The organism is Micromonospora sp. NPDC047548 (assembly GCF_040642975.1).
Classification (GTDB): Bacteria; Actinomycetota; Actinomycetes; order Mycobacteriales; family Micromonosporaceae; genus Micromonospora.
Window position 1 is genome coordinate 245,097 of sequence record NZ_JBEYTI010000005.1, and the last position, 17,302, is coordinate 262,398.

A 17,302-nucleotide genomic window follows, 5' to 3' on the forward strand; every position below is an offset into this window, starting at 1 on the left:
TGACTCGGGTGGACCCCACATCCGGCGTGCAGACTCGCGCAGTACCCTCTATCGCCATGGGGCACCGCGACGACCTGCGTAAATTCATTTCCGACCTGGCTGTGGTCCACGGCCGGGTGGTGCTCTCCTCGGGCCGCGAAGCGGACTGGTACGTCGATCTGCGCCGCGTCACGCTCCATCACCAGGCTGCGCCACTGGTCGGTCGGGTGATGCGCGAGCTGACCGCGGACTGGGACTATGAGGCGGTCGGCGGGCTGACGCTCGGCGCGGATCCGATCGCGCTGTCGATGCTGCACGACGCGGCGGAGACCGACCGACCCTTGGACGCCTTCGTGGTCCGCAAGGCGGGAAAGACGCACGGTCTGCAACGTCGGATCGAGGGGCCTGAGGTGGCCGGTCGACGAGTACTTGCCGTGGAGGACACCTCGACGACGGGCGGCAGCGTGTTGACCGCCGTCGAGGCGCTGCGCGAGGCCGGGGCGGAGGTCGTGGGTGTGGCGGTTATTGTTGATCGAGGCGCCGGGGACGCCGTACGAGCCGCCGGGCTGCCGTATCGGGCGGCCTATACGTTGGCTGACCTCGGCCTTGTGGCCTAAAAATATGCCGATTCGGATCTGCTGATATGCAGCCGGATCGATGCTGCTGGTGGAAGGATGGAATTCGTGGGAACTGCGTTGGCTGATATGTCCATGCCTCAGATCTCGCCGCTTGCCGGCGAGCCGATCGAACGTGCCGATGCCGAGCGGCTGGCGGGGGTCCTCAAGGCCCTTGCCGACCCCGCCCGGCTCCGGCTGCTCAGCCTGATCCAGTCGGCTCCCGAGGGCGAGGCGTGCGTCTGCGACCTGACCGCGCCGCTCGGCCTCTCGCAGCCGACGGTCAGTCACCACCTGCGTATCCTCACCGAGGCCGGCTTGCTGGAGCGGGAGAAGCGCGGTGTGTGGGCCTACTACCGGCTGGTGCCGTCCGCGATCGCCACGATCGCGGACCTGCTGACCCCGCCGCGTAAGCGGGCCACCAAGAAGGCCCGCTGACCCGGTGTCCGCGCGTCGTCCCCGCTCGGGGCGACGTCCGGTGGCATACCAGGGGTGGCGCCATCGGCTGGTGACGCCTGTCCGTCACCAGCCAGCTCGCTGATCCGTTCCACCGGGTCCTCCCGGTGGCACGAACGGCCGGTCCCTTCCGGGGCCGGCCGTTCGTGCCTACGCGGGTCAGCGGCCCTGGCCGTGTTCCGGGTAGCGCCGGTCATCCTGCGGCGGCTGCTGCTGCTGGTACGGGTGCCGCGGCTGGTCGGGGTGCTCGACGGCGTCCCGCACGGCCTCCACGGCGCCGGCCGCGCTGGCCGCCGCCACCACCGCGACGGCCTCGCCGCGCTTGCGGGCCCGCCGGTCACGCAGGAACTCGATGAAGATCGGCAGCACCGAGATCAGGATGATCAGCGCGACCACCGGCAGGATGTACCGGTCGATCTTGTCGCCGATCGCGTTGTAGATCTGCTCGGCGAGCAGGTAGCCGATCAGCAGGATGCCGTCCACCCAGAGGATCGCGCCGACCACGTTCCAGAGGAAGAACTGCCGGGCCGGCATGCCGAGCACGCCCGCCACCGGGTTGAGGAAGGTCCGCACGATCGGGATGAACCGGGCCAGCACCACGGCCTTCGCCGGGCCGAACTTCTGGAAGTAGTACTCCGCTTTCTCCACGTACTCCTTCTTGAAGAGGCGGGAGTTGGGGCGATCGAACATCCGCCGGCCGTACCGGGAGCCGAGCCAGTGCCCGAGCTGGGCGCCGGCGATCGCGCAGATCGGCCCGCCGATGAGCAGCCCGACCAGGGAGAGCCGGGTGCCGTTGCCGAAGATCGCGTCTGCCACCGGGGACGCCGCGACGCCCGCCAGGAACAGCAGCGAGTCGCCCGGGAAGAAGAAGCCGACCAGCAGGCCGGTCTCGGCGAAGAGGATCACCCAGACGCCGATCAGCCCGAAGGTCTGCAACAGTTCCTTGGGGTCGAGCGGATTCAACGCGACGGTCTCGACGACCACTCGGCTCTTCTCACCTGTGTCCACGGCCACACAGGCTACCGAACCCCGCCCCACCCCTCCCCCCCCACCGCCCCCACCCCCGTCCTCCGCGCGCACTTTCACGGAAATAGTGCTTGTTCGACGTTCGACAGCCACTCGTTCCAGGAAAGTGCGCGCCGTTGGGGGTGGGGTGGGGGTTAGAGGCGGGGGTCTACTGGTTCGGACTCGCAGGCGAGGATGGCGAAGACCAGTTCGTGGCGGCGCCAGAGGGGGGCGTGTTCCGCGAACGCGTCGAGGGCGGCCAGGCCGAGGGCGTGTTCGCGCAGGGCCAGGCCGCGCTTGCGGCCCAGCGAGCGGCGGCGCAGCGCGGCGAGCTGGTCGGGGGCCAGGTAGCCAGGGCCGTAGATGATCCGCAGGTACTCCCGGCCACGACACTTGATCCCCGGTTGGAGCAGCGAGCCGCGCGCCGACCGGGCGGCCAGGCCCGCGTACGGCTTGACCACCATGCCCTCGCCGCCGGCCGACGTCAGCGACAGCCACCAGTCGGTGGCCGCCGCCACCGCCGTGGCGTCCGCCAGGTCGACCACCTGCCGCTGGGTCGCGGTGAAGAATTCCGGGTCGGCCGCGCAGAGCCGGTCGGCCAGGTCGAGGTGCCAGCCGTGATCCCGGTCGGCGAAGCTCACGCCCGAGCCCGCCAGCACCGCGAACGGCGCCAGGGTCACCCCGCGCAGCCCGTCGGTCGGCGCCACGTACGCCCGGTAGGCCGCCGAGTAGCCGTCGACCTCCGCGCGGCGGTCGGCCATCCGCTCCCGCAGCCCGTCCACCGGCAGCCCCCGGGCCGCAGCGGCGTCCAGGCTGGCGAGCGCGGCCGGCAGCGCGGCCCGGCCGGCCGCGCCGACGCTGGCGTACTGCTCGCGGATCAGGCCGCCCGCCTTCGCCGACCAGGGCAGCAGCTCGCAGTCGAGCAGCAACGCGTCGGTGCCCAGCTCGGCCCAGAGACCGGCCGCGGTCACCGCCGAGCGCACCCGCGCCAGCAGCTCCTCGTCCAGCGGCGCACCGAAGAACGGCCGGCCGGTGCGGGTGTGCACCACGCCGCCATCGAACGGCCCACCGCTGGGCTCCCGCTCCACCAGCACCACCGCCCGCGAGCCCATGTGCTTCTCCTCGCAGACCACCCGGTCCACGCCCGCCGCCCGGTGGTCCTCGAACGCCTGCGCCGGGTGTTCCAGGAAGCCTTCGACCGTCGATGTCGAGCAGGGCGCCATGGTCGGCGGCAGCCAGGCCAGCCGGCCGGGGTCGACCGCGAACCGGCTCATCACCTCCAGCGCGGCGGCGGCGTTCTCCGCCGGCACGGTCAGCGTCCCGTACGCGTGCCGGAGGTGCCGGCGACCGGTGACGTCCGCCAGGTCCAGCACCGTGTCCGGCCGGGCCGGCGCGCTGACCAGCGGGCGGACCGGGGCGTACCACTCCTTGACCGCCGGAACGGCGACCAGCTCCTTCTCCGGGTAGCGCAGCGCGGTGAGCCGGCCGCCGAAGACGCAGCCGGTGTCGATGCAGATGGTGTTGTTCACCCACTCCGGGTCCGGGGTCGGCGTGTGCCCGTACACGACCATGGCCGAGCCCCGGTAGTCGCGTGCCCACGGGTAGCGGACCGGCAGGCCGTACTCGTCGGTCTCGCCGGTGGTCTCCCCGAAGAGCGCGAACGCGCGGACCCGGCCGGAGGCGCGGCCCTGGTAGGCCTCCTTCAGGCCGGCGTGCGCGACCACCAGCCGGCCGCCGTCCAGCACGAAGTGGCTGACCAGGCCGTCGACGAAGGCGGAGACCTCCGCGACGAACTCCGCCGACTCCGACTCCAGCTGGGCCATCGTCTCGGCCAGGCCGTGGGTCAGCCGCACGTCCCGCCCGCGCAGCTTCCGCAGCAGCTTCTGCTCGTGGTTGCCGGGCACGCAGATCGCGTGCCCGGCCGCCACCATCCCCATCACCAGGCGGAGCACCCCGGGAGAGTCCGGGCCGCGGTCCACCAGGTCACCCACGAAGACCGCGGTACGACCAGCCGGATGCACCGCGTCCACCGGGCGGCCCGCGTCATCGCGGTGCATCGACCAGCCCAGCCGGAGCAGCAGCGCCTCCAACTCCTCGCGGCAGCCGTGCACGTCACCGACGATGTCGAACGGCCCGGTCAGCTCCCGCCGGTCGTTGTAGAGCCGCTCGTAGCGGATCTCGGCGGCCTCGATCTCCTCGACACCGCGCAGCACGTGCACCTTACGGAAGCCTTCCCGGGCCAGCAGCCCGTACGTCCGCCGCAGGTCACGCTGCATCCGGGCCAGCACCTGCCGGCCGAAGGTCCGGTCGGCCCGCCCCTCGGTACGCTCCCAGGCCAGCGCCTCCGGCATGTCCAGCACGATCGCCACCGGCAGCACGTCGTGCTCGCGGGCCACCCGCACCAGCGCGGCCCGGGCGTGCGGCTGGAGGTTGGTCGCGTCGACCACGGTCAGCCGGCCCCGGCGCAGCCGGGTGGCGGCGACGTGGTGCAGCGCCTCGAACGCGTCGGCGGAGGCGGACTGGTCGTTCTCGTCGTCGGCGACCATCGCCCGGAACATGTCCGAGGAGAGCACCTGGCTGGGCAGGAAGTGCCGGCGGGCGAAGGTGGACTTGCCCGAGCCGGAGACGCCGACCAGCGCCACCAGGGCCAGCTCGGGGATGTCGAGGGTGGTCATCGGCGCTGCTCCTCCCGGGCGTCGGTGCTCTTGTCGATCGTGCTCCCGCCGGTCGTGGCCTGCGCGGCGGCTCCCTTCTCCGCCGCGGTGAACACGGCCAGCTGGGTGGGGGCGCCCACCTCGGGGTCGTCCTCGCCGACGCCGCCGATGGTGGCGGTGTAGGCGTACGTCGCGGCCACCCGCTCGACCCAGGCCGCGAACTCGGCGCGGGTCCACTCGAAGCGGTGGTCGGCGTGCCGGAACCGCCCCGCCGGCAGCCCGTCGTAGCGGACGTTGTACTCGGCGTTCGGCGTGGTCACCACGACCGTGCCCGGCCGGGCATGGCCCAGCACGGCGTCCTCCAGCGCCGGCAGCCGCGGTGGGTCGACGTGCTCGATCACCTCCATCAGCACCGCCGCGTCGTAGCCCCGCAGCCGGTCGTCCCGGTAGGTGAGGGCGGACTGCCAGAGCCGGATCCGGTCGCGCTGCCGCTCCGGCAGCCGGTCCAGGCGCAGCCGGCGAGCGGCCAGCGTCAGCGCGTGAGTGGAGACGTCGGTGCCGACCACCTCCGTGTAGCGCCGGTCGGCGACCAGGGCGGTGAGCAGCGCGCCGCCACCGCAGCCCAGGTCCAGCACCCGGGTCGCGCCGCTGGCGGCCAGGGCGGCGAGCACCGCGGCGCGCCGCCGTACCGCCAGCGACGTCCGCCGCGGCTCGACGGTCTCCGGGGTCTCCTCGGCGACGCTGTCGTCGGCCGGCGGCTCGTCGGCCAGCCGCAGCTCGGCGAGGCGCGCCAGGGCCTGCCCGGCCAGCGCCCGGCGGTGCGCCAGGTAGCGACGGGTGATCAGCGCCCGCTCCGGGTGGTCGGCCAGCCAGCCCGCGCCGGCGCGGAGCAGCTTGTCGATCTCGTCCGGCGCCACCCAGTAGTGCTTGGCGTCGTCCAGCACCGGCAGCAGGACGTACAGGTGGTTGAGGGCGTCGCCGACCCGGAGGGTGCCGGTCAGGAGAAGATCGACGTACCGGCTGTCACCCCAGTCGGGGTACTGCTCGTCGAGGGGGATCGGGGTGGCGGTGACCGTCCAGCCCAGCGGGGCGAAGAGCCGCACGGCCACGTCGGCGCCGCCCCGGCAGCGCAGCACAGGCACCCGTACCTCCAGCGGGAGCGCGGTGCCGGCCAGCTCCGGGCGGTCCCGGGACTCGCCGCGCAGCGCCGACCGGAACACCGTCGACAGGGCCGAGGCGAGCAGGCTGGACGCGGCGTACGCCCGGTCGTTGACGTACTGCCCGAGGGTGAAGCTGTCCGGGGCGGTGGCCTGCCGGCGCCCGCGACCCCGGCCCGTGCCGAGCCGCTGCGGGTCGATGTCGACCAGCAGGGCGGCGGTGCAACGCTCCTCGCCCGCCTCTGGGTAGAAGACGTGCGCGGTGCCCGCCGGCAGCTCGAACGACTGCACCCGGTCAGGGTGCTTGACCAGCAGGTACCCGAGGTCGGACGCCGGCCGGTGAGTGGTGGTCAGGGTGAGCAGCACGTGCTCATGTTTCCACCTGTCTCGATCTTGCGTCGTCCCGTTTTCTGCGTCGTGGTGGGGCTCCCCCGGGACCCTCCGTGATCGGGGACGGCGCGTGGGGTGCCGCGTGGTGGGCGGCGTGCTGATTCGGTGGGTCTTCCGGGTGTGAAGACGGCGGCGCCCCGCCGACCGCGGGGTCGGCGGGGCGCCGGGTGGTGCGGGGTGGATCAGGCTACGAAGCGGGTCTTGCGGCGGCGGGCCACCAGGTAGCCGCCGACGCCGGCGGCGAGCAGCAGACCGCCGATGCCGGCGACCAGGCCGGTCGACTCGCCGGTGATCGGCAGGGAGCCGCCGTCACCGCCGCCGTTGCCGCCGGTCGCGTTCACCAGCAGCTTCGCGGTGTCGTTGGCCGGCTTGATGTCCTCGGTGAAGCCTTCGCACTCGCACTTGGCGTTGATCGTCACCTTGCCGGTGGCGTTCGGCACGAGCTTGTCGATCCGCAGGCCGAACTCGACGGCCTGCTCCTCGCCTGCGGCGATGTAGACGTCCGGGAAGCACTGGTACGCCTTCTTGCCCGGCTTGCCGGCGTTCTCCCAGTCCCCCTGCTCGCCGTCGAACGGCACGCAGACCTCCGGCACCTCGACCGCGGTCGTGCCGGTCGGCACGGTGACGTCGATCTTCGTGACCGGGGTGCCGGAACGGTTGAAGTCCAGCGACGCCGGGCCGTTGTTCCGAACGCCGACGGTGGCGTTCACAACCTCCCCGGCCTTGCCGGTGACCGAGTCGCCGATGGCGGCCAGATCCACGCCGTTCTTGCCGGTGACCGAGACCTCCATGCCGGACCAGTTGTTGTCCGGGTTGGTGTCGGCCTGCAAACCGCTGAGGGCCCCGGCCTTGGTCAGGGTGAGGTTGCCTCCGTTACCCGGCTTGCCGACCGAGATGCCAAGGCTGTCGAGGTACGTCGCGAAATCCTCGAACTCGGCCACGGTCATCCAGTTGTGGTAGCCGTACTCCTTGCCCGGGGCGTAGGTGTCCTTGCCCAGGGTGTAGTTCACCGCCGAAGTCCAGTTCTCGCCCGGTGCCGCGGTGAGGTTGTCGAAGCGGCAGGTACGCAGCTCGTCGCCCTCGTAGGTGCAGTTGTTGTACTTCTCGCTCGGGCGGATGGCCCGGTCGTGGTCGAAGATGACCACGGCGCCCTTGGCGGTGGTCGTTCCGGTGTTGCGCACCATCAGCGGCGCGGTGAAGGTGCCGCCCGGCGCCGCGAGCCGCTTCACCTCGGGGCCGCCGGCCAGGTCCACACCCTCGCCGACCCGCACCTTGGCGGTGTGGCTGGCCGAGGTGGCACCCTCCGCGCTGACGGTCACCTTCAGCGCGCCGGTGTCGCCGTCCTTGGCGTCGGCCGTCGGTGCGAGCACCACGCTGAAGTAGCCGCCGATGCCCCAGTCGTCGAGACCGACCTCGAACGGGTCGGTGCAGACCAGGACGTTCTCCTCCGGCGAGGCGCAGTCCCCGCTCGGCGTGCCCTCGGGCTTGACCGTCACCTTGCCGGCGAGGTCACGGTAGTCGTAGCGCACGCTCAGGCCATGCAGGACGACCGGCTCGGAGCTGTACAGAATGGGTGAGTCGACCTTGCCCTCGGAGTCGACGGCCAGTGTCGTGTCGTTGAAATAGAGGCCGAGGTCGACGGCCGACTCCTCGGCCGAGGCGGGGGTGGCGGCGGCGGCGACGATCGCGCCAGCCACGCCCAGCCCGGCGAGCCAGCGCCGGGTCGAGTGCCTGAGCATGGGGGGTTCCTTTCGTGAGTTGGTGCGGAAGATCTTTGGGCGCGTCTCGTGTCGCCGATCGCGCCCGACGGCGCGCCCACCGACCGACTGGTCGGCGGGCGCGCCGGATGGTGCGGTGAATCAGGCGACGAAGCGGGTTCGGCGGCGGCGGGCCACCACGTAGCCGCCGACGCCGGCGGCGAGCAGCAGGCCGCCGATGCCGGCGATCAGGGCGGTGTTCTCACCGGTGATCGGCAGCGAGCCGTCACCGCCACCGTGGCCACCGTCGCCCGAGCCCGGGTTGCCGCTGCCAGGCTTGACGACGACGGCCGCCTCGTTGTTGTCCGCCTTCGGGTCGCCGTCCAGGTGGGTGGTCACCTTGCCGGAGGTCGGCCCGGTCAGCTTGTCGATCCGCAGGGTGAACGGGTACTTGCCGCCCACGCCCGGCTCCGGGTCCCCGGCGGCGATGCAGCCGTACAGGTCGGCGCCCGGCTCACCCGCGTGGTCCCAGGGGTTCCAGGGCTCCTCGCTGTCCTTGTCGTACGGCGCGCACTCCTCCGAGACCTCGACCGCCTCGGTGCCCGGCGGGATCTCCACGGTCACGATCGGCTCGGTGAGCCGCCAGGCGTCCACTGTGGCGGGACCCAGGTTCGTCCAGCCGGCGGTCACCGTGACCTTGTCGCCGACCTTGCCGGTGGCGGTGCTGCCGACGGCGGCCAGGTCGGCCGGGTTGTCGCCGCCGACGTTGATGTCGACCAGGGTGAAGTTGTTCCACTGGTCCACGTCGGTCTGCGGGACGGCCGCATGCCGGGCGGCGGGCTCCTCGACCAGGCTGAGCTTCCCGCCCGTGCCCGGGGTGCCGGGCGGCAGCGGGAAGCCGGGGTCGTCGATGACCATGGCCCAGTCGTCCTTGGTCCACCAGTCGACGTAGTTCTCGAGTTGGCTGCCGGTGCGAGCGCCCTTGTCCAGGGTGACCGGGAGCTTCTCGGACAGGCGGTAGCTCTTGCCCGGCTTCAGGTCGGTGTCGAAGGTGCAGATGGTGGCCAGGCCGTCGAGGTATTCGCAGTTGCTGAAGTTGCCGGCGTACGGGCTGCGGTAGTCGCTCTGCAGACGTAGCACCGCGCCGTGCGCGGTGTTGTCGCCCGAGTTGCGGACCACGTCGGCCGGCAGGCCGACCGTGGCGCCCGGGTCGGCGTCGAGGCTCGCCTCCGGGTCGGACTGCAGGTCGACGCCCTCTGCGATGGTGACCGTGACGCTGCTGCTGGCGGTCTTGCCGCCGCCGGTCGCCTTGATGCCCAGCTTGGCCTTCTGGCCGGGCTTCGCGTCCGCCTTGCCGGTCAGGTAGTAGTCGAGGCTGGGCACGCCCCACTCCTCGGCCGCGGCCTCGCAGTGCAGCGTCTCGCCGGAGGGGACGCATTTCCAGGCGGAGGAGGCCAGCTCGAAGGTGGCGACGTCGTTGACCGCGGACAGATCCAGGTCCAGGGTCGCGCTCTTCAGCTCGTTCTCGCCCGCGATGTACGTGGCGATGAAGTTGTACGTGGTGTGGCCCGGAGCGACGAGGATGTCCCAGGCGGCGATCTCCAGGGGATCGTCCGCGTGGGCGGGGGTGGCGGAGGCGGCGACAAACGCGCCTGCGACGCCCAACCCGGCCAGCCAGCGCCGGGTGGAGTGCGTGAGCATGGGGGTTCCTCCCGTGGGGGTGTCCAGGTGGAGTCTGCGGATCTTAAGGAGTCTTTAAGGTTTTCGATGCCCCGAACAGCCCCCGTGTCAGGTGAATGAGCCGAACGGCTGGGCATGATCGGCGTAACGGCCCGAAGTAGTACAGGGTCGGGGTCCGGCTCCACCTGCCGTACGCGCCCAGGCAGCGCAACGTTTCGGCCGTCCGCCTCCGTCATCAGGGTCGGGACATCGGGAGGTGCAATGACGTACGAGGAGTTCGCCGACTCGCGGCTGACCGCGCTGCTGCGGTACGCGGTCATGCTGACCGGCGATCCGCACCAGGCGCAGGACCTGGTGCAGGACACCATGGTCCGGGTCCAGCTGAACTGGCGGAGGGTGGCCCGGGCGGACTCCCCGGAGCGCTACGTCCGCCGGATGCTCACCAACCAGTACGTCGACTGGCGGCGGGGCTCCTGGGTACGCCGGGTGCTGCTGCGCGGCGAGCCGGAGGAGTCGCTGCCGGCGGCCACCGATCACGCCCAGGACGCCGTGGAGCGGGACCAGGTCTGGTCCTGGCTGTCCCGGCTCCCCCGCCGGCAACGCGCCAGCCTGGTGCTCCGCTACTACGAGGACCTGCCGGACGCGGAGATCGCCGAGATCCTCGGCTGCGCCGTCGGCACCGTCCGCTCGTCCATCTCCCGGGCGCTGGCCACCCTGCGCGCCGAACACCTGGAGGTCTGTTCATGACCGAGGAAGAGCTGCGGGCCGCCTTCGCCCGGCACGAGTCGCTCACCCCGCCCGCCGGGCCGCTGCGCGCCGCGATCGACCGGAAGGTCGCTGGACGCCGCCGGCGCCGGCGGAAGGTCCGGGTCGGTGCCGCCGCGCTGGCCGTGCTCGGGCTGCTGGGCTTCGCGGTCCCGCAGCTCACGCCGGATCGACCGGCCATGGAGGCCTCGTTGCTGCCCGGCCGGGTCGCGGCCGCGCCGACCGGGGCGGTGAACGTGCTGGTGCTCGGGTTGGACGGGTCGGCGACGGAGGAACGGCCCCGGTTTGCCGACTCGGTGCTGCTCGTGCACGTCCCCGCCGACCGCAGCCGGCCCTACCTGCTCTCGCTGCCGCGGGACATGGAGGTGCCGATCCCCGGCCACGGCACCGGGAAGCTCAACAGAGCGTTCGGGTACGGCACCGGCCCGGGGCGGCCGGACCTGGCCGCCGGCTACGAGCTGACCCGCCGGACGGTGAGCGACCTGACCGGCGTACGGGTCGACGCCGGGGTGGTGCTGACGTACCCGATGCTGCGGAAGCTGACCGACGCGCTGGACGGGGTCGAGGTCTGCCTGCCCCGCGCGGTGCGCTCCCGGCACACCTCGCGGGTCTTCCCAGCCGGCTGCCAGCGGCTCGGCGGCGCGGCCTCGGTCGACCTGCTCCGTCAGCGGCAGGGGCTGCCCGACGGCGCGCTCGACCGGGACCGCACCGCCCAGCTCTTCGCCGCCGGGCTGGTGCGCGGGGCCGTCGATCAGGGTGTGCTGAGCAACCCGGCGCGACTGTCCCGGATCCTCACCGCCGTGGGGCCGGACGTGACCGTGGCCGGGGCGTCCCTGCTGGAACTGGTCCGGCTGGGGCCGGAGCTGAAGTCTGTCGAACCGGTGGGGCTCGGGGTGCCGGTGAGCCCACCACCGGGTCAGGGCTGGCGGCTGCGGCCGGATCCGGAGGACGCCCCGGCGTTCTTCGCCGCGCTGCGCGCCGATCGCCTGGCCGAATGGACCGCAGCGCACCCGGACCGGGTCACCCGGCTGCGCTGAGCGCCGCCGGCACCCGGCCGCGGCGACCGCCGTCAGGTCACCCGGCGGCGGTGACCGGAGTCAGCGGTAGTCGTCCTCGTCGGCGGTGACCACCCGGGCCTGCTCCATCGCGTCCCAGTCGTCGACCTCCAGGCCGCGGTGCGGCTCGGCGTCACCCTCGGCGGGGCCGGCCACCGCGGCCTGCTCGACCGCGTCGGCCGGCTCGGCCTCGAGGTCGCGCTCCTCCGGGCTGAGGTGGTCGCTCGGGGCGAAGTCCTCGTCAGGCTGACCCATCGTCCCTCCCTGGTTCCGGCGGATTACCACCCACACCGTACGGGCTGTGCGGGACGGATGCCCGGTGGGCGGGGAAGCGGACTCGGTGGATCGTCCCACCGGTGCTGCCCGGCGGTGCCAGGATGGGGGCGTGGCCTTCCTGATTCGACTGGCGATCACCGCGGTGGCGCTGTGGGTCACCACGCTGATCGTGCCCGGGGTCCACGTGACCGGCCGGAACGGCACCGAGACGGCGCTCACCCTGGTCGCGGTGGCGTTGATCTTCGGTGTGGTCAACGCCGTGCTCAAGCCGGTCATCAAGGTGTTCGGCTGCGTGTTCTACCTGCTCACGCTCGGTCTGATCGCGCTGGTGGTGAACGCGCTGCTGTTCCTGCTGACGAACTGGATCGCGCAGGGGCTGGACCTGCCGTTCCAGGTGGACGGTTTCTGGGCCGCCTTCTGGGGGGCCATCGTGATGGCGGTGGTGAGCTGGCTGATCACCGTCGCCGTACCGGACAGGTTGGAGGCCCGGTGAGGGGAGGCGGTGGTGCCCGCCGAGACCTTCTACGGGATACTGCCGGCGGTGGACAGCGCGGTCCGGCGCACCCGATGGAAGACAGCGGCCAGCTCGGCCGAGAGCGGTAAGTAAGGAGCGTTCGACATGCCCATCGCTTCCCCCGAGGCTTACGCGGAGATGTTGGACCGGGCCAAGGCCGGCCGGTACGCGTACCCCGCGATCAACGTGACGTCGTCGCAGACCCTGAACGCGGCGCTGAAGGGCTTCGCCGACGCGGAGAGCGACGGCATCATCCAGGTCTCCACCGGCGGCGCGGAGTACCTCTCCGGCCCGTCGGTCAAGGACATGGTCACCGGTGCGGTGGCGTTCGCCGCGTACGCCCGCGAGGTCGCCAAGAACTACCCGGTCAACATCGCCCTGCACACCGACCACTGCCCGAAGGACAAGCTGGACAAGTTCGTCCGGCCGCTGATGGGGATCTCCCAGGAGCGGGTGAAGCGCGGCGAGGAGCCGCTGTTCCAGTCGCACATGTGGGACGGTTCGGCGGTGCCGGTGGCGGAGAACATGGAGATCGCCGCCCAGCTCCTCGACGAGGCCGCCAAGGGCAAGATCGTCCTCGAGATCGAGGTCGGCGTGGTCGGCGGCGAGGAGGACGGCGTCGAGAACGCCATCAACGAGAAGCTCTACACCACGGTCGAGGACGGCCTGGCCATGGTCGAGGCGCTGGGCCTGGGCGAGAAGGGCCGCTACATGGCGGCGCTGACCTTCGGCAACGTGCACGGCGTCTACAAGCCGGGCAACGTCAAGCTCCGCCCCGAGGTCCTCGACCACATCCAGATGGCGGTCGGCGCCAAGTACGGCAAGGAGAAGCCGCTCAGCCTGGTCTTCCACGGCGGCTCCGGCTCGCTGCTCTCGGAGATCCGCGAGGCGCTGGACTACGGCGTGGTGAAGATGAACATCGACACCGACACCCAGTACACCTTCACCCGCCCGGTCGCGGACCACATGTTCCGCAACTACGACGGCGTGCTGAAGGTCGACGGCGAGGTCGGCAACAAGAAGATGTACGACCCGCGCGTCTGGGGCAAGGCCGGCGAGGCCGGCATGGCCGCCCGCGTCGTCGAGGCCTGCGAGCACCTGCGCTCGACCGGCACCACGATGAAGTAGTCACCCGCGACACACGACGGCCGGCCCCCGCATCGGGAGCCGGCCGTCGGCGTCTCAGACCGCCGCGGTAAGCACCCGGACGGCCTCCTGGACGTCGTCGGTGAGGTGCACGGTCGTCGACAGGTCGCCGAATGGGGACGCGGCGAACAGCGGCCGCAGCAGCGACTCGATCGGCAGCTCCCGGGTCCAGTACGCGCGGTCCAGGAAGACGTACGCCCCGCTCGCCCCGTCGGTGCCGTAGTAGGTCTTCGTCGCCGCCTGGAACACCTCCTGCACGGTGCCCGCCCGGCCGGGCGCGAAGACGATGCCGCCCCGGGCCAACCGCAGGATGGTGTCCTCCCGGATGGCGTTGGAAAAGTACTTGGCGATCCGCCCGGCGAAGAGGTTTGCCGGCTCGTGCCCGTACAGCCAGGTGGGGATCGCCAGCCCGCCGGAGCGGGCCCAGTCCAGCCCCGGCGCGCGCTGCTGCGGGACGGCCGGCCCGGCCGCGTACCGCTCGCGGACCGCCAGCGCTGCCGCCGTGTAGCGGTCGTGGTCGGTGAAGTCCGGCGCCACGGCGAGCAGGTCGATCGCGGCGGTCAGCTCCTCCGCCGGCCAGGCGGCGAGGAACGCGCCCAGGTTGGCCGCCTCCATCACGCCCGGTCCGCCCCCGGTCACCACCAACCGGTCGGCCCGCGCCAGCTCCCACCCCAGCACCGCCGCCATCCGGTACGGCACGCTGCCGCGCAGCACGGCGTGCCCGCCCATCACCCCCACCACCGACTGCGGCCCGTGCGTGGCGAGCCAGGACCGGGTGGCGTCGACCAGGGCGTTGTCGACGCCGTGGTCGTGCAGCCGCTGGCCGAGCGCCTCCCGGACGTCCGGCAGCGCGCCGCCGTGCTCGCGGAAGTGCGCGTACACCCGGGTGTCGTACATCCCGGCGAAGCCGCCCTCGGCGAACCCGGCGGCCAGGTCCTCCGGCGTGTAGAGGTGCGACGGCTGGGTCGGGTACGGCAGGCCGGAGAAGGGCGGCACCACGTTCGCCCCGCGCCGGACCAGGTCGGCGCCGACCTCGCGGGAGGCGAACCGGCAGCCGACGAAGAGGGTGCCCGCTACCTCGGTGCGGGTGAGGTCGGGGACCGGTTCCAGGTCGAGGCGGAGCCCCTGCACGGTCAGGCCGGCGAGGCCGCCGGTGGCCAGGCGCCGGTCGAACTCGGCGCGCGTCTCGATCTCGTCGTGGCTGGTGTCGTGCGGCGCGATGACGTCCGCGGGAGGTGGGGTCGGCACCAGGCCATCCTGCCCGGGCCGGGCAAGGGCGCAAACCCGCCGAGCCGGGGCCGGCACGACAGGAGCCCGGCGGTCGGGACCGCCGGGCTCCTGCGTAACCGGGTCCTGGGGAGGCTCCGGACCACCAGTTGTAATGGAAAACATCTCGCGGCGGCATGGGCTGCAGGCGTGACGGACGCCTCCCCCGTTCAGCCAGCGCGCCGGGCCGATCCTCTCGCGCGACGCGGGGCGAAGCCGGTTGAATGGGGCGATGCAGAACCTGTTGCCTGAGCCACCGGCCACCCTCCTGCCCGCGCACGAAGAGGCCGACGCCATGCTGGCGGCGGCCGCCGAGAAGGGCACCGACGAGGCGAACGCCGAGGTCGCGGCCCGCTTCCCGACCTACAGCGCGGCCTGGGCGGCGCTGGCGACCAGGGCCTTCAACGCCGGCCAGGTCATCCCGGCGTACGCCTACGCCCGCACCGGCTACCACCGGGGCCTGGACCAGCTGCGCCGCAGCGGCTGGAAGGGTCACGGCCCGGTGCCCTGGTCGCACGGGCCCAACCAGGGCTTCCTCCGCTGCCTGTACGTGCTCTCCCGGGCTGCCGGCGAGATCGGCGAGGCGGACGAGGCGGCCCGCTGCGCGCAGTTCCTGCGCGACTGCGACCCGGCCGCCGGGGACGCCCTCGGCAGCGAGTGAACCGTCGCGACGGCCGGTCCGGGGGCACCGGGCCGGCCGTCGCGCCTACAGCCCCTCAGCCACCGCGGCGGCGATCTTCAGCCAGGCGTCCCGGGTGGCCGAGGAGAGCCCGCCATACCGGATCGGCTCCCCGGTGTCAATCAGGCGCTCGTACGGGGCGAGCAGCACCGCCCTGGTGCGGGCCGCGAAGTGCTCCTGGATCGCCGGCAGGTCGATCTCCTTGCGCGACGGCGGCATCGACACCACCGTCACCGCCTGCCGGACCAGCCGCTGCCGGCCGCTCTGCTCCAGGTGGTCGAGCATCCGGGCGGCCGTCTCCGCCGAGTCGTTCCGGGCCGACATGGTGACCAGCAGTTGGTCGGTCGCGTCCATCGCGGCCTGCCAGTTCTGCGCCCGGACGTTGTTCCCGGTGTCCACGAAGATCAGCTTGTAGAACCGGCTGACCACCTCGCGGATCTCCGCGAAGGCCGCCGCGGTCAGCATCTCGCCGCCGGTGGCCGACTCGTCCGAGGCGAGCACGTCGAACATCCCCTCGCCCTGCGAGCGGACGTACTGCGACAGGTCGCCGATCCGGCCGTGCGCACCCTGGAACTGCCCGAGGTCGCGCAGCATGTCCCGGACCGTACGGGAGTGGAAGTCCTGCTGGGCGCGCATGCCCAGGGTGCCCTGGGTCTCGTTGTTGTCCCAGGCCAGCACGTATCCGCCGCGCTTCTGCCCGAAGGTCATCGCGAGCAGCAGGATGGCCACCGTCTTGCCGGCGCCACCCTTCGGGTTGACCACGGTCACCTGCCGCAGCCCGCCGAAGTTGCGGCGGACCATCTCGACGTCCCGCTTGACCTCCTGCTCGTGCCGTCCCGGTGGCAGCTTGACCAGGCCGATCCGGTTGACCACCGCCCGTACCCCCATGGTGGCGACCGGGTCGGCCGGACGGGCCTGCCGGCGGCGGGCGAAGTCCTCGGCGGTCGGCGCGGTCCCGCCGTCCGGCGTCCACCCCGGGTCCGGGTAGCCGGCCTGCTCCGGGTACGGCTGCCGGGGCAGCCCGGCCGGCGGGGTGCCCTCCTGCCAGGACGGCTGGTACCACCCGGCGGGCGCCTGCGGCCCCGGCGGCGTGGGCGGGACCGGCGCCGGCCCGGGCCGTGGCGGGCCGGCGTGCGGCGGCGGCACCGCGAGCGTGGGCCCCGGCGGGTACTCCGTCGGCGGGTGTGGGCCGCGCGGTGCCAGCGGCGTCCCGGGCGAGGGCGGGAACGGACCCAGCTTCGGCGCCGGGGGCGTGGCCTCCGCCGGCTGCCCGGGGACCGCCGCGCTGCCGACCGCCGCGCCGCTGCCGGTGGTCTCGCCGTTGCGCACAGTCTCCTCGCCGTGCGCCTCGTCGCCGCCGGCGGAGGAGCGCTGCGGCGGCTGGGCCCACGGCGACTCGCCCTGCGCCCGCCCGCCGCCCGCCTCGGCGGTGCTCGCCACGGGTACGACCGGGGTGCCCGGCGCGGCGTGCGGCGCGGGCGCGGCGATCGGCTGGTCCAGGGTGAACGGCAGGTTGAGGTCGACCGGGGCGGGCTGCCCCACCCGGGGCGCCGGCACGACGCGCTGTGGCCGCCCGGCGTCCTCCGCCGGCCGCGGCTCGGCCTGCGGCCAGGCTTCTCCCGCCTCGGCCCCCGCAACGCCGTGTCCGCCGGTCGTGCCGTTTGTGGCCGGGGCGCTCGGGCCGGTGGCCGTGTCGTTCGTGGCCGGGACGCCGTGTCCGGCGGCAGCGCCGTCGCCCACCGGTGCGGCAGCGCCGTCGCCCACCGGTGCGGCGGTGACCTCGGCCGTCAGCGACGGGTACAGCGGCGAGGGCGGGACGCCCCAGGCCGGGGCGGGGGCGGTCGCGTCGGCTGGCCAGAGCGGTTCGATGTCCCGCTCCGGCACCGCATGCTGGCCGGGCGGTTGGCCCCGGTCGGCGTTCTCGTCCACCACGGTTCCTCCCCATTCCTCCTGCCGAGGATAGGCCGTC

15 protein-coding genes are annotated in these 17,302 nt (G+C 72.8%); 7 read left to right on the forward strand and 8 right to left on the reverse strand.

What is annotated here, in order from left to right; genetic code table 11:
• Window positions 1-56: 56 nt before the first annotated feature.
• Entirely contained in the window at window positions 57-596 is a 540-nt protein-coding gene (pyrE, locus tag ABZ807_RS07975) for an orotate phosphoribosyltransferase (RefSeq protein ID WP_357154121.1), read from the forward strand.
• 57 nt (window positions 597-653) lie between these two features.
• Window positions 654-1,031, forward strand: a complete 378-nt coding sequence (locus tag ABZ807_RS07980) for a metalloregulator ArsR/SmtB family transcription factor (protein ID WP_357154124.1) — start codon at window positions 654-656, stop codon at window positions 1,029-1,031.
• Window positions 1,032-1,208: 177 nt separating this feature from the next.
• Here ABZ807_RS07980 and ABZ807_RS07985 read toward each other — a convergent pair whose 3' ends face one another.
• From ABZ807_RS07985 to ABZ807_RS08005, 5 genes are all read right to left on the reverse strand, one after another.
• Window positions 1,209-2,063 carry a DedA family protein gene (locus tag ABZ807_RS07985; protein WP_357154126.1) on the reverse strand — a complete coding sequence of 285 codons (855 nt, stop codon included), beginning with the start codon at window positions 2,061-2,063 and terminating at the stop codon, window positions 1,209-1,211.
• Window positions 2,064-2,209: 146 nt separating this feature from the next.
• Window positions 2,210-4,729 carry a polynucleotide kinase-phosphatase gene (locus tag ABZ807_RS07990; protein WP_357154128.1) on the reverse strand — a complete coding sequence of 840 codons (2,520 nt, stop codon included), beginning with the start codon at window positions 4,727-4,729 and terminating at the stop codon, window positions 2,210-2,212.
• Window positions 4,726-6,231, reverse strand: coding sequence for a 3' terminal RNA ribose 2'-O-methyltransferase Hen1 (locus tag ABZ807_RS07995; protein ID WP_357154130.1), 1,506 nt, complete (start codon window positions 6,229-6,231; stop codon window positions 4,726-4,728). Before ABZ807_RS07995 ends, ABZ807_RS07990 begins: the two co-directional genes overlap by 4 nt.
• A 206-nt stretch (window positions 6,232-6,437) precedes the next feature.
• A complete protein-coding gene (locus tag ABZ807_RS08000) occupies window positions 6,438-7,994 on the reverse strand; it encodes an LPXTG cell wall anchor domain-containing protein (RefSeq protein ID WP_357154131.1) in 1,557 nt (518 codons plus the stop codon).
• A gap of 120 nt (window positions 7,995-8,114) precedes the next feature.
• Window positions 8,115-9,653 carry an LPXTG cell wall anchor domain-containing protein gene (locus ABZ807_RS08005; protein WP_357154133.1) on the reverse strand — a complete coding sequence of 513 codons (1,539 nt, stop codon included), beginning with the start codon at window positions 9,651-9,653 and terminating at the stop codon, window positions 8,115-8,117.
• Window positions 9,654-9,893: 240 nt separating this feature from the next.
• Between ABZ807_RS08005 and ABZ807_RS08010 the strand changes: the two genes are divergently transcribed.
• Both ABZ807_RS08010 and ABZ807_RS08015 read left to right on the forward strand, forming a co-directional pair.
• Window positions 9,894-10,379, forward strand: coding sequence for a SigE family RNA polymerase sigma factor (locus ABZ807_RS08010; protein WP_357154135.1), 486 nt, complete (start codon window positions 9,894-9,896; stop codon window positions 10,377-10,379).
• Window positions 10,376-11,434: an LCP family protein gene (locus ABZ807_RS08015; RefSeq protein ID WP_357154137.1), complete on the forward strand. Its 1,059-nt coding sequence runs from the start codon at window positions 10,376-10,378 to the stop codon at window positions 11,432-11,434. Before ABZ807_RS08010 ends, ABZ807_RS08015 begins: the two co-directional genes overlap by 4 nt.
• A gap of 60 nt (window positions 11,435-11,494) precedes the next feature.
• On the opposite strand, the gene ABZ807_RS08020 is transcribed toward ABZ807_RS08015, so the two are convergent.
• Window positions 11,495-11,707, reverse strand: coding sequence for a hypothetical protein (locus ABZ807_RS08020; protein WP_357154138.1), 213 nt, complete (start codon window positions 11,705-11,707; stop codon window positions 11,495-11,497).
• Window positions 11,708-11,837: 130 nt separating this feature from the next.
• Between ABZ807_RS08020 and ABZ807_RS08025 the strand changes: the two genes are divergently transcribed.
• A complete protein-coding gene (locus tag ABZ807_RS08025) occupies window positions 11,838-12,221 on the forward strand; it encodes a phage holin family protein (RefSeq protein ID WP_357154140.1) in 384 nt (127 codons plus the stop codon).
• A gap of 126 nt (window positions 12,222-12,347) precedes the next feature.
• The gene (gene fbaA, locus ABZ807_RS08030) at window positions 12,348-13,370 is read left to right on the forward strand and encodes a class II fructose-bisphosphate aldolase (protein WP_357154142.1); all 1,023 of its coding nucleotides are present in this window, start codon (window positions 12,348-12,350) and stop codon (window positions 13,368-13,370) included.
• Window positions 13,371-13,424: 54 nt separating this feature from the next.
• Here the strand turns inward: fbaA and ABZ807_RS08035 are convergent, their stop codons facing one another.
• On the reverse strand, window positions 13,425-14,636 hold the full coding sequence (locus ABZ807_RS08035; RefSeq protein WP_357154144.1) for a hypothetical protein: 1,212 nt from the start codon (window positions 14,634-14,636) through the stop codon (window positions 13,425-13,427).
• Window positions 14,637-14,886: 250 nt separating this feature from the next.
• Here ABZ807_RS08035 and ABZ807_RS08040 point away from each other — a divergent pair, with 250 nt between their 5' ends.
• On the forward strand, window positions 14,887-15,315 hold the full coding sequence (locus ABZ807_RS08040; RefSeq protein WP_357154145.1) for a DUF3151 domain-containing protein: 429 nt from the start codon (window positions 14,887-14,889) through the stop codon (window positions 15,313-15,315).
• A 45-nt stretch (window positions 15,316-15,360) separates the two neighbouring features.
• Here ABZ807_RS08040 and ABZ807_RS08045 read toward each other — a convergent pair whose 3' ends face one another.
• Window positions 15,361-17,265 carry a chromosome partitioning protein gene (locus ABZ807_RS08045; RefSeq protein ID WP_357154146.1) on the reverse strand — a complete coding sequence of 635 codons (1,905 nt, stop codon included), beginning with the start codon at window positions 17,263-17,265 and terminating at the stop codon, window positions 15,361-15,363.
• Window positions 17,266-17,302 lie beyond the last annotated feature (37 nt).

Coding starts and splice junctions, on each gene's coding strand:
- ABZ807_RS08020 (WP_357154138.1), bottom strand. CDS start 11,707: ATGGGTCAGCCTGACGAGGACTTCGCCCCGAGCGACCACCTCAGCCCG.
- ABZ807_RS07990 (WP_357154128.1), bottom strand. CDS start 4,729: ATGACCACCCTCGACATCCCCGAGCTGGCCCTGGTGGCGCTGGTCGGC.
- pyrE (WP_357154121.1), top strand. CDS start 57: ATGGGGCACCGCGACGACCTGCGTAAATTCATTTCCGACCTGGCTGTG.
- ABZ807_RS08040 (WP_357154145.1), top strand. CDS start 14,887: ATGCAGAACCTGTTGCCTGAGCCACCGGCCACCCTCCTGCCCGCGCAC.
- ABZ807_RS08005 (WP_357154133.1), bottom strand. CDS start 9,653: ATGCTCACGCACTCCACCCGGCGCTGGCTGGCCGGGTTGGGCGTCGCA.
- ABZ807_RS08015 (WP_357154137.1), top strand. CDS start 10,376: ATGACCGAGGAAGAGCTGCGGGCCGCCTTCGCCCGGCACGAGTCGCTC.
- ABZ807_RS08000 (WP_357154131.1), bottom strand. CDS start 7,994: ATGCTCAGGCACTCGACCCGGCGCTGGCTCGCCGGGCTGGGCGTGGCT.
- ABZ807_RS07980 (WP_357154124.1), top strand. CDS start 654: ATGGAATTCGTGGGAACTGCGTTGGCTGATATGTCCATGCCTCAGATC.
- fbaA (WP_357154142.1), top strand. CDS start 12,348: ATGCCCATCGCTTCCCCCGAGGCTTACGCGGAGATGTTGGACCGGGCC.
- ABZ807_RS08010 (WP_357154135.1), top strand. CDS start 9,894: ATGACGTACGAGGAGTTCGCCGACTCGCGGCTGACCGCGCTGCTGCGG.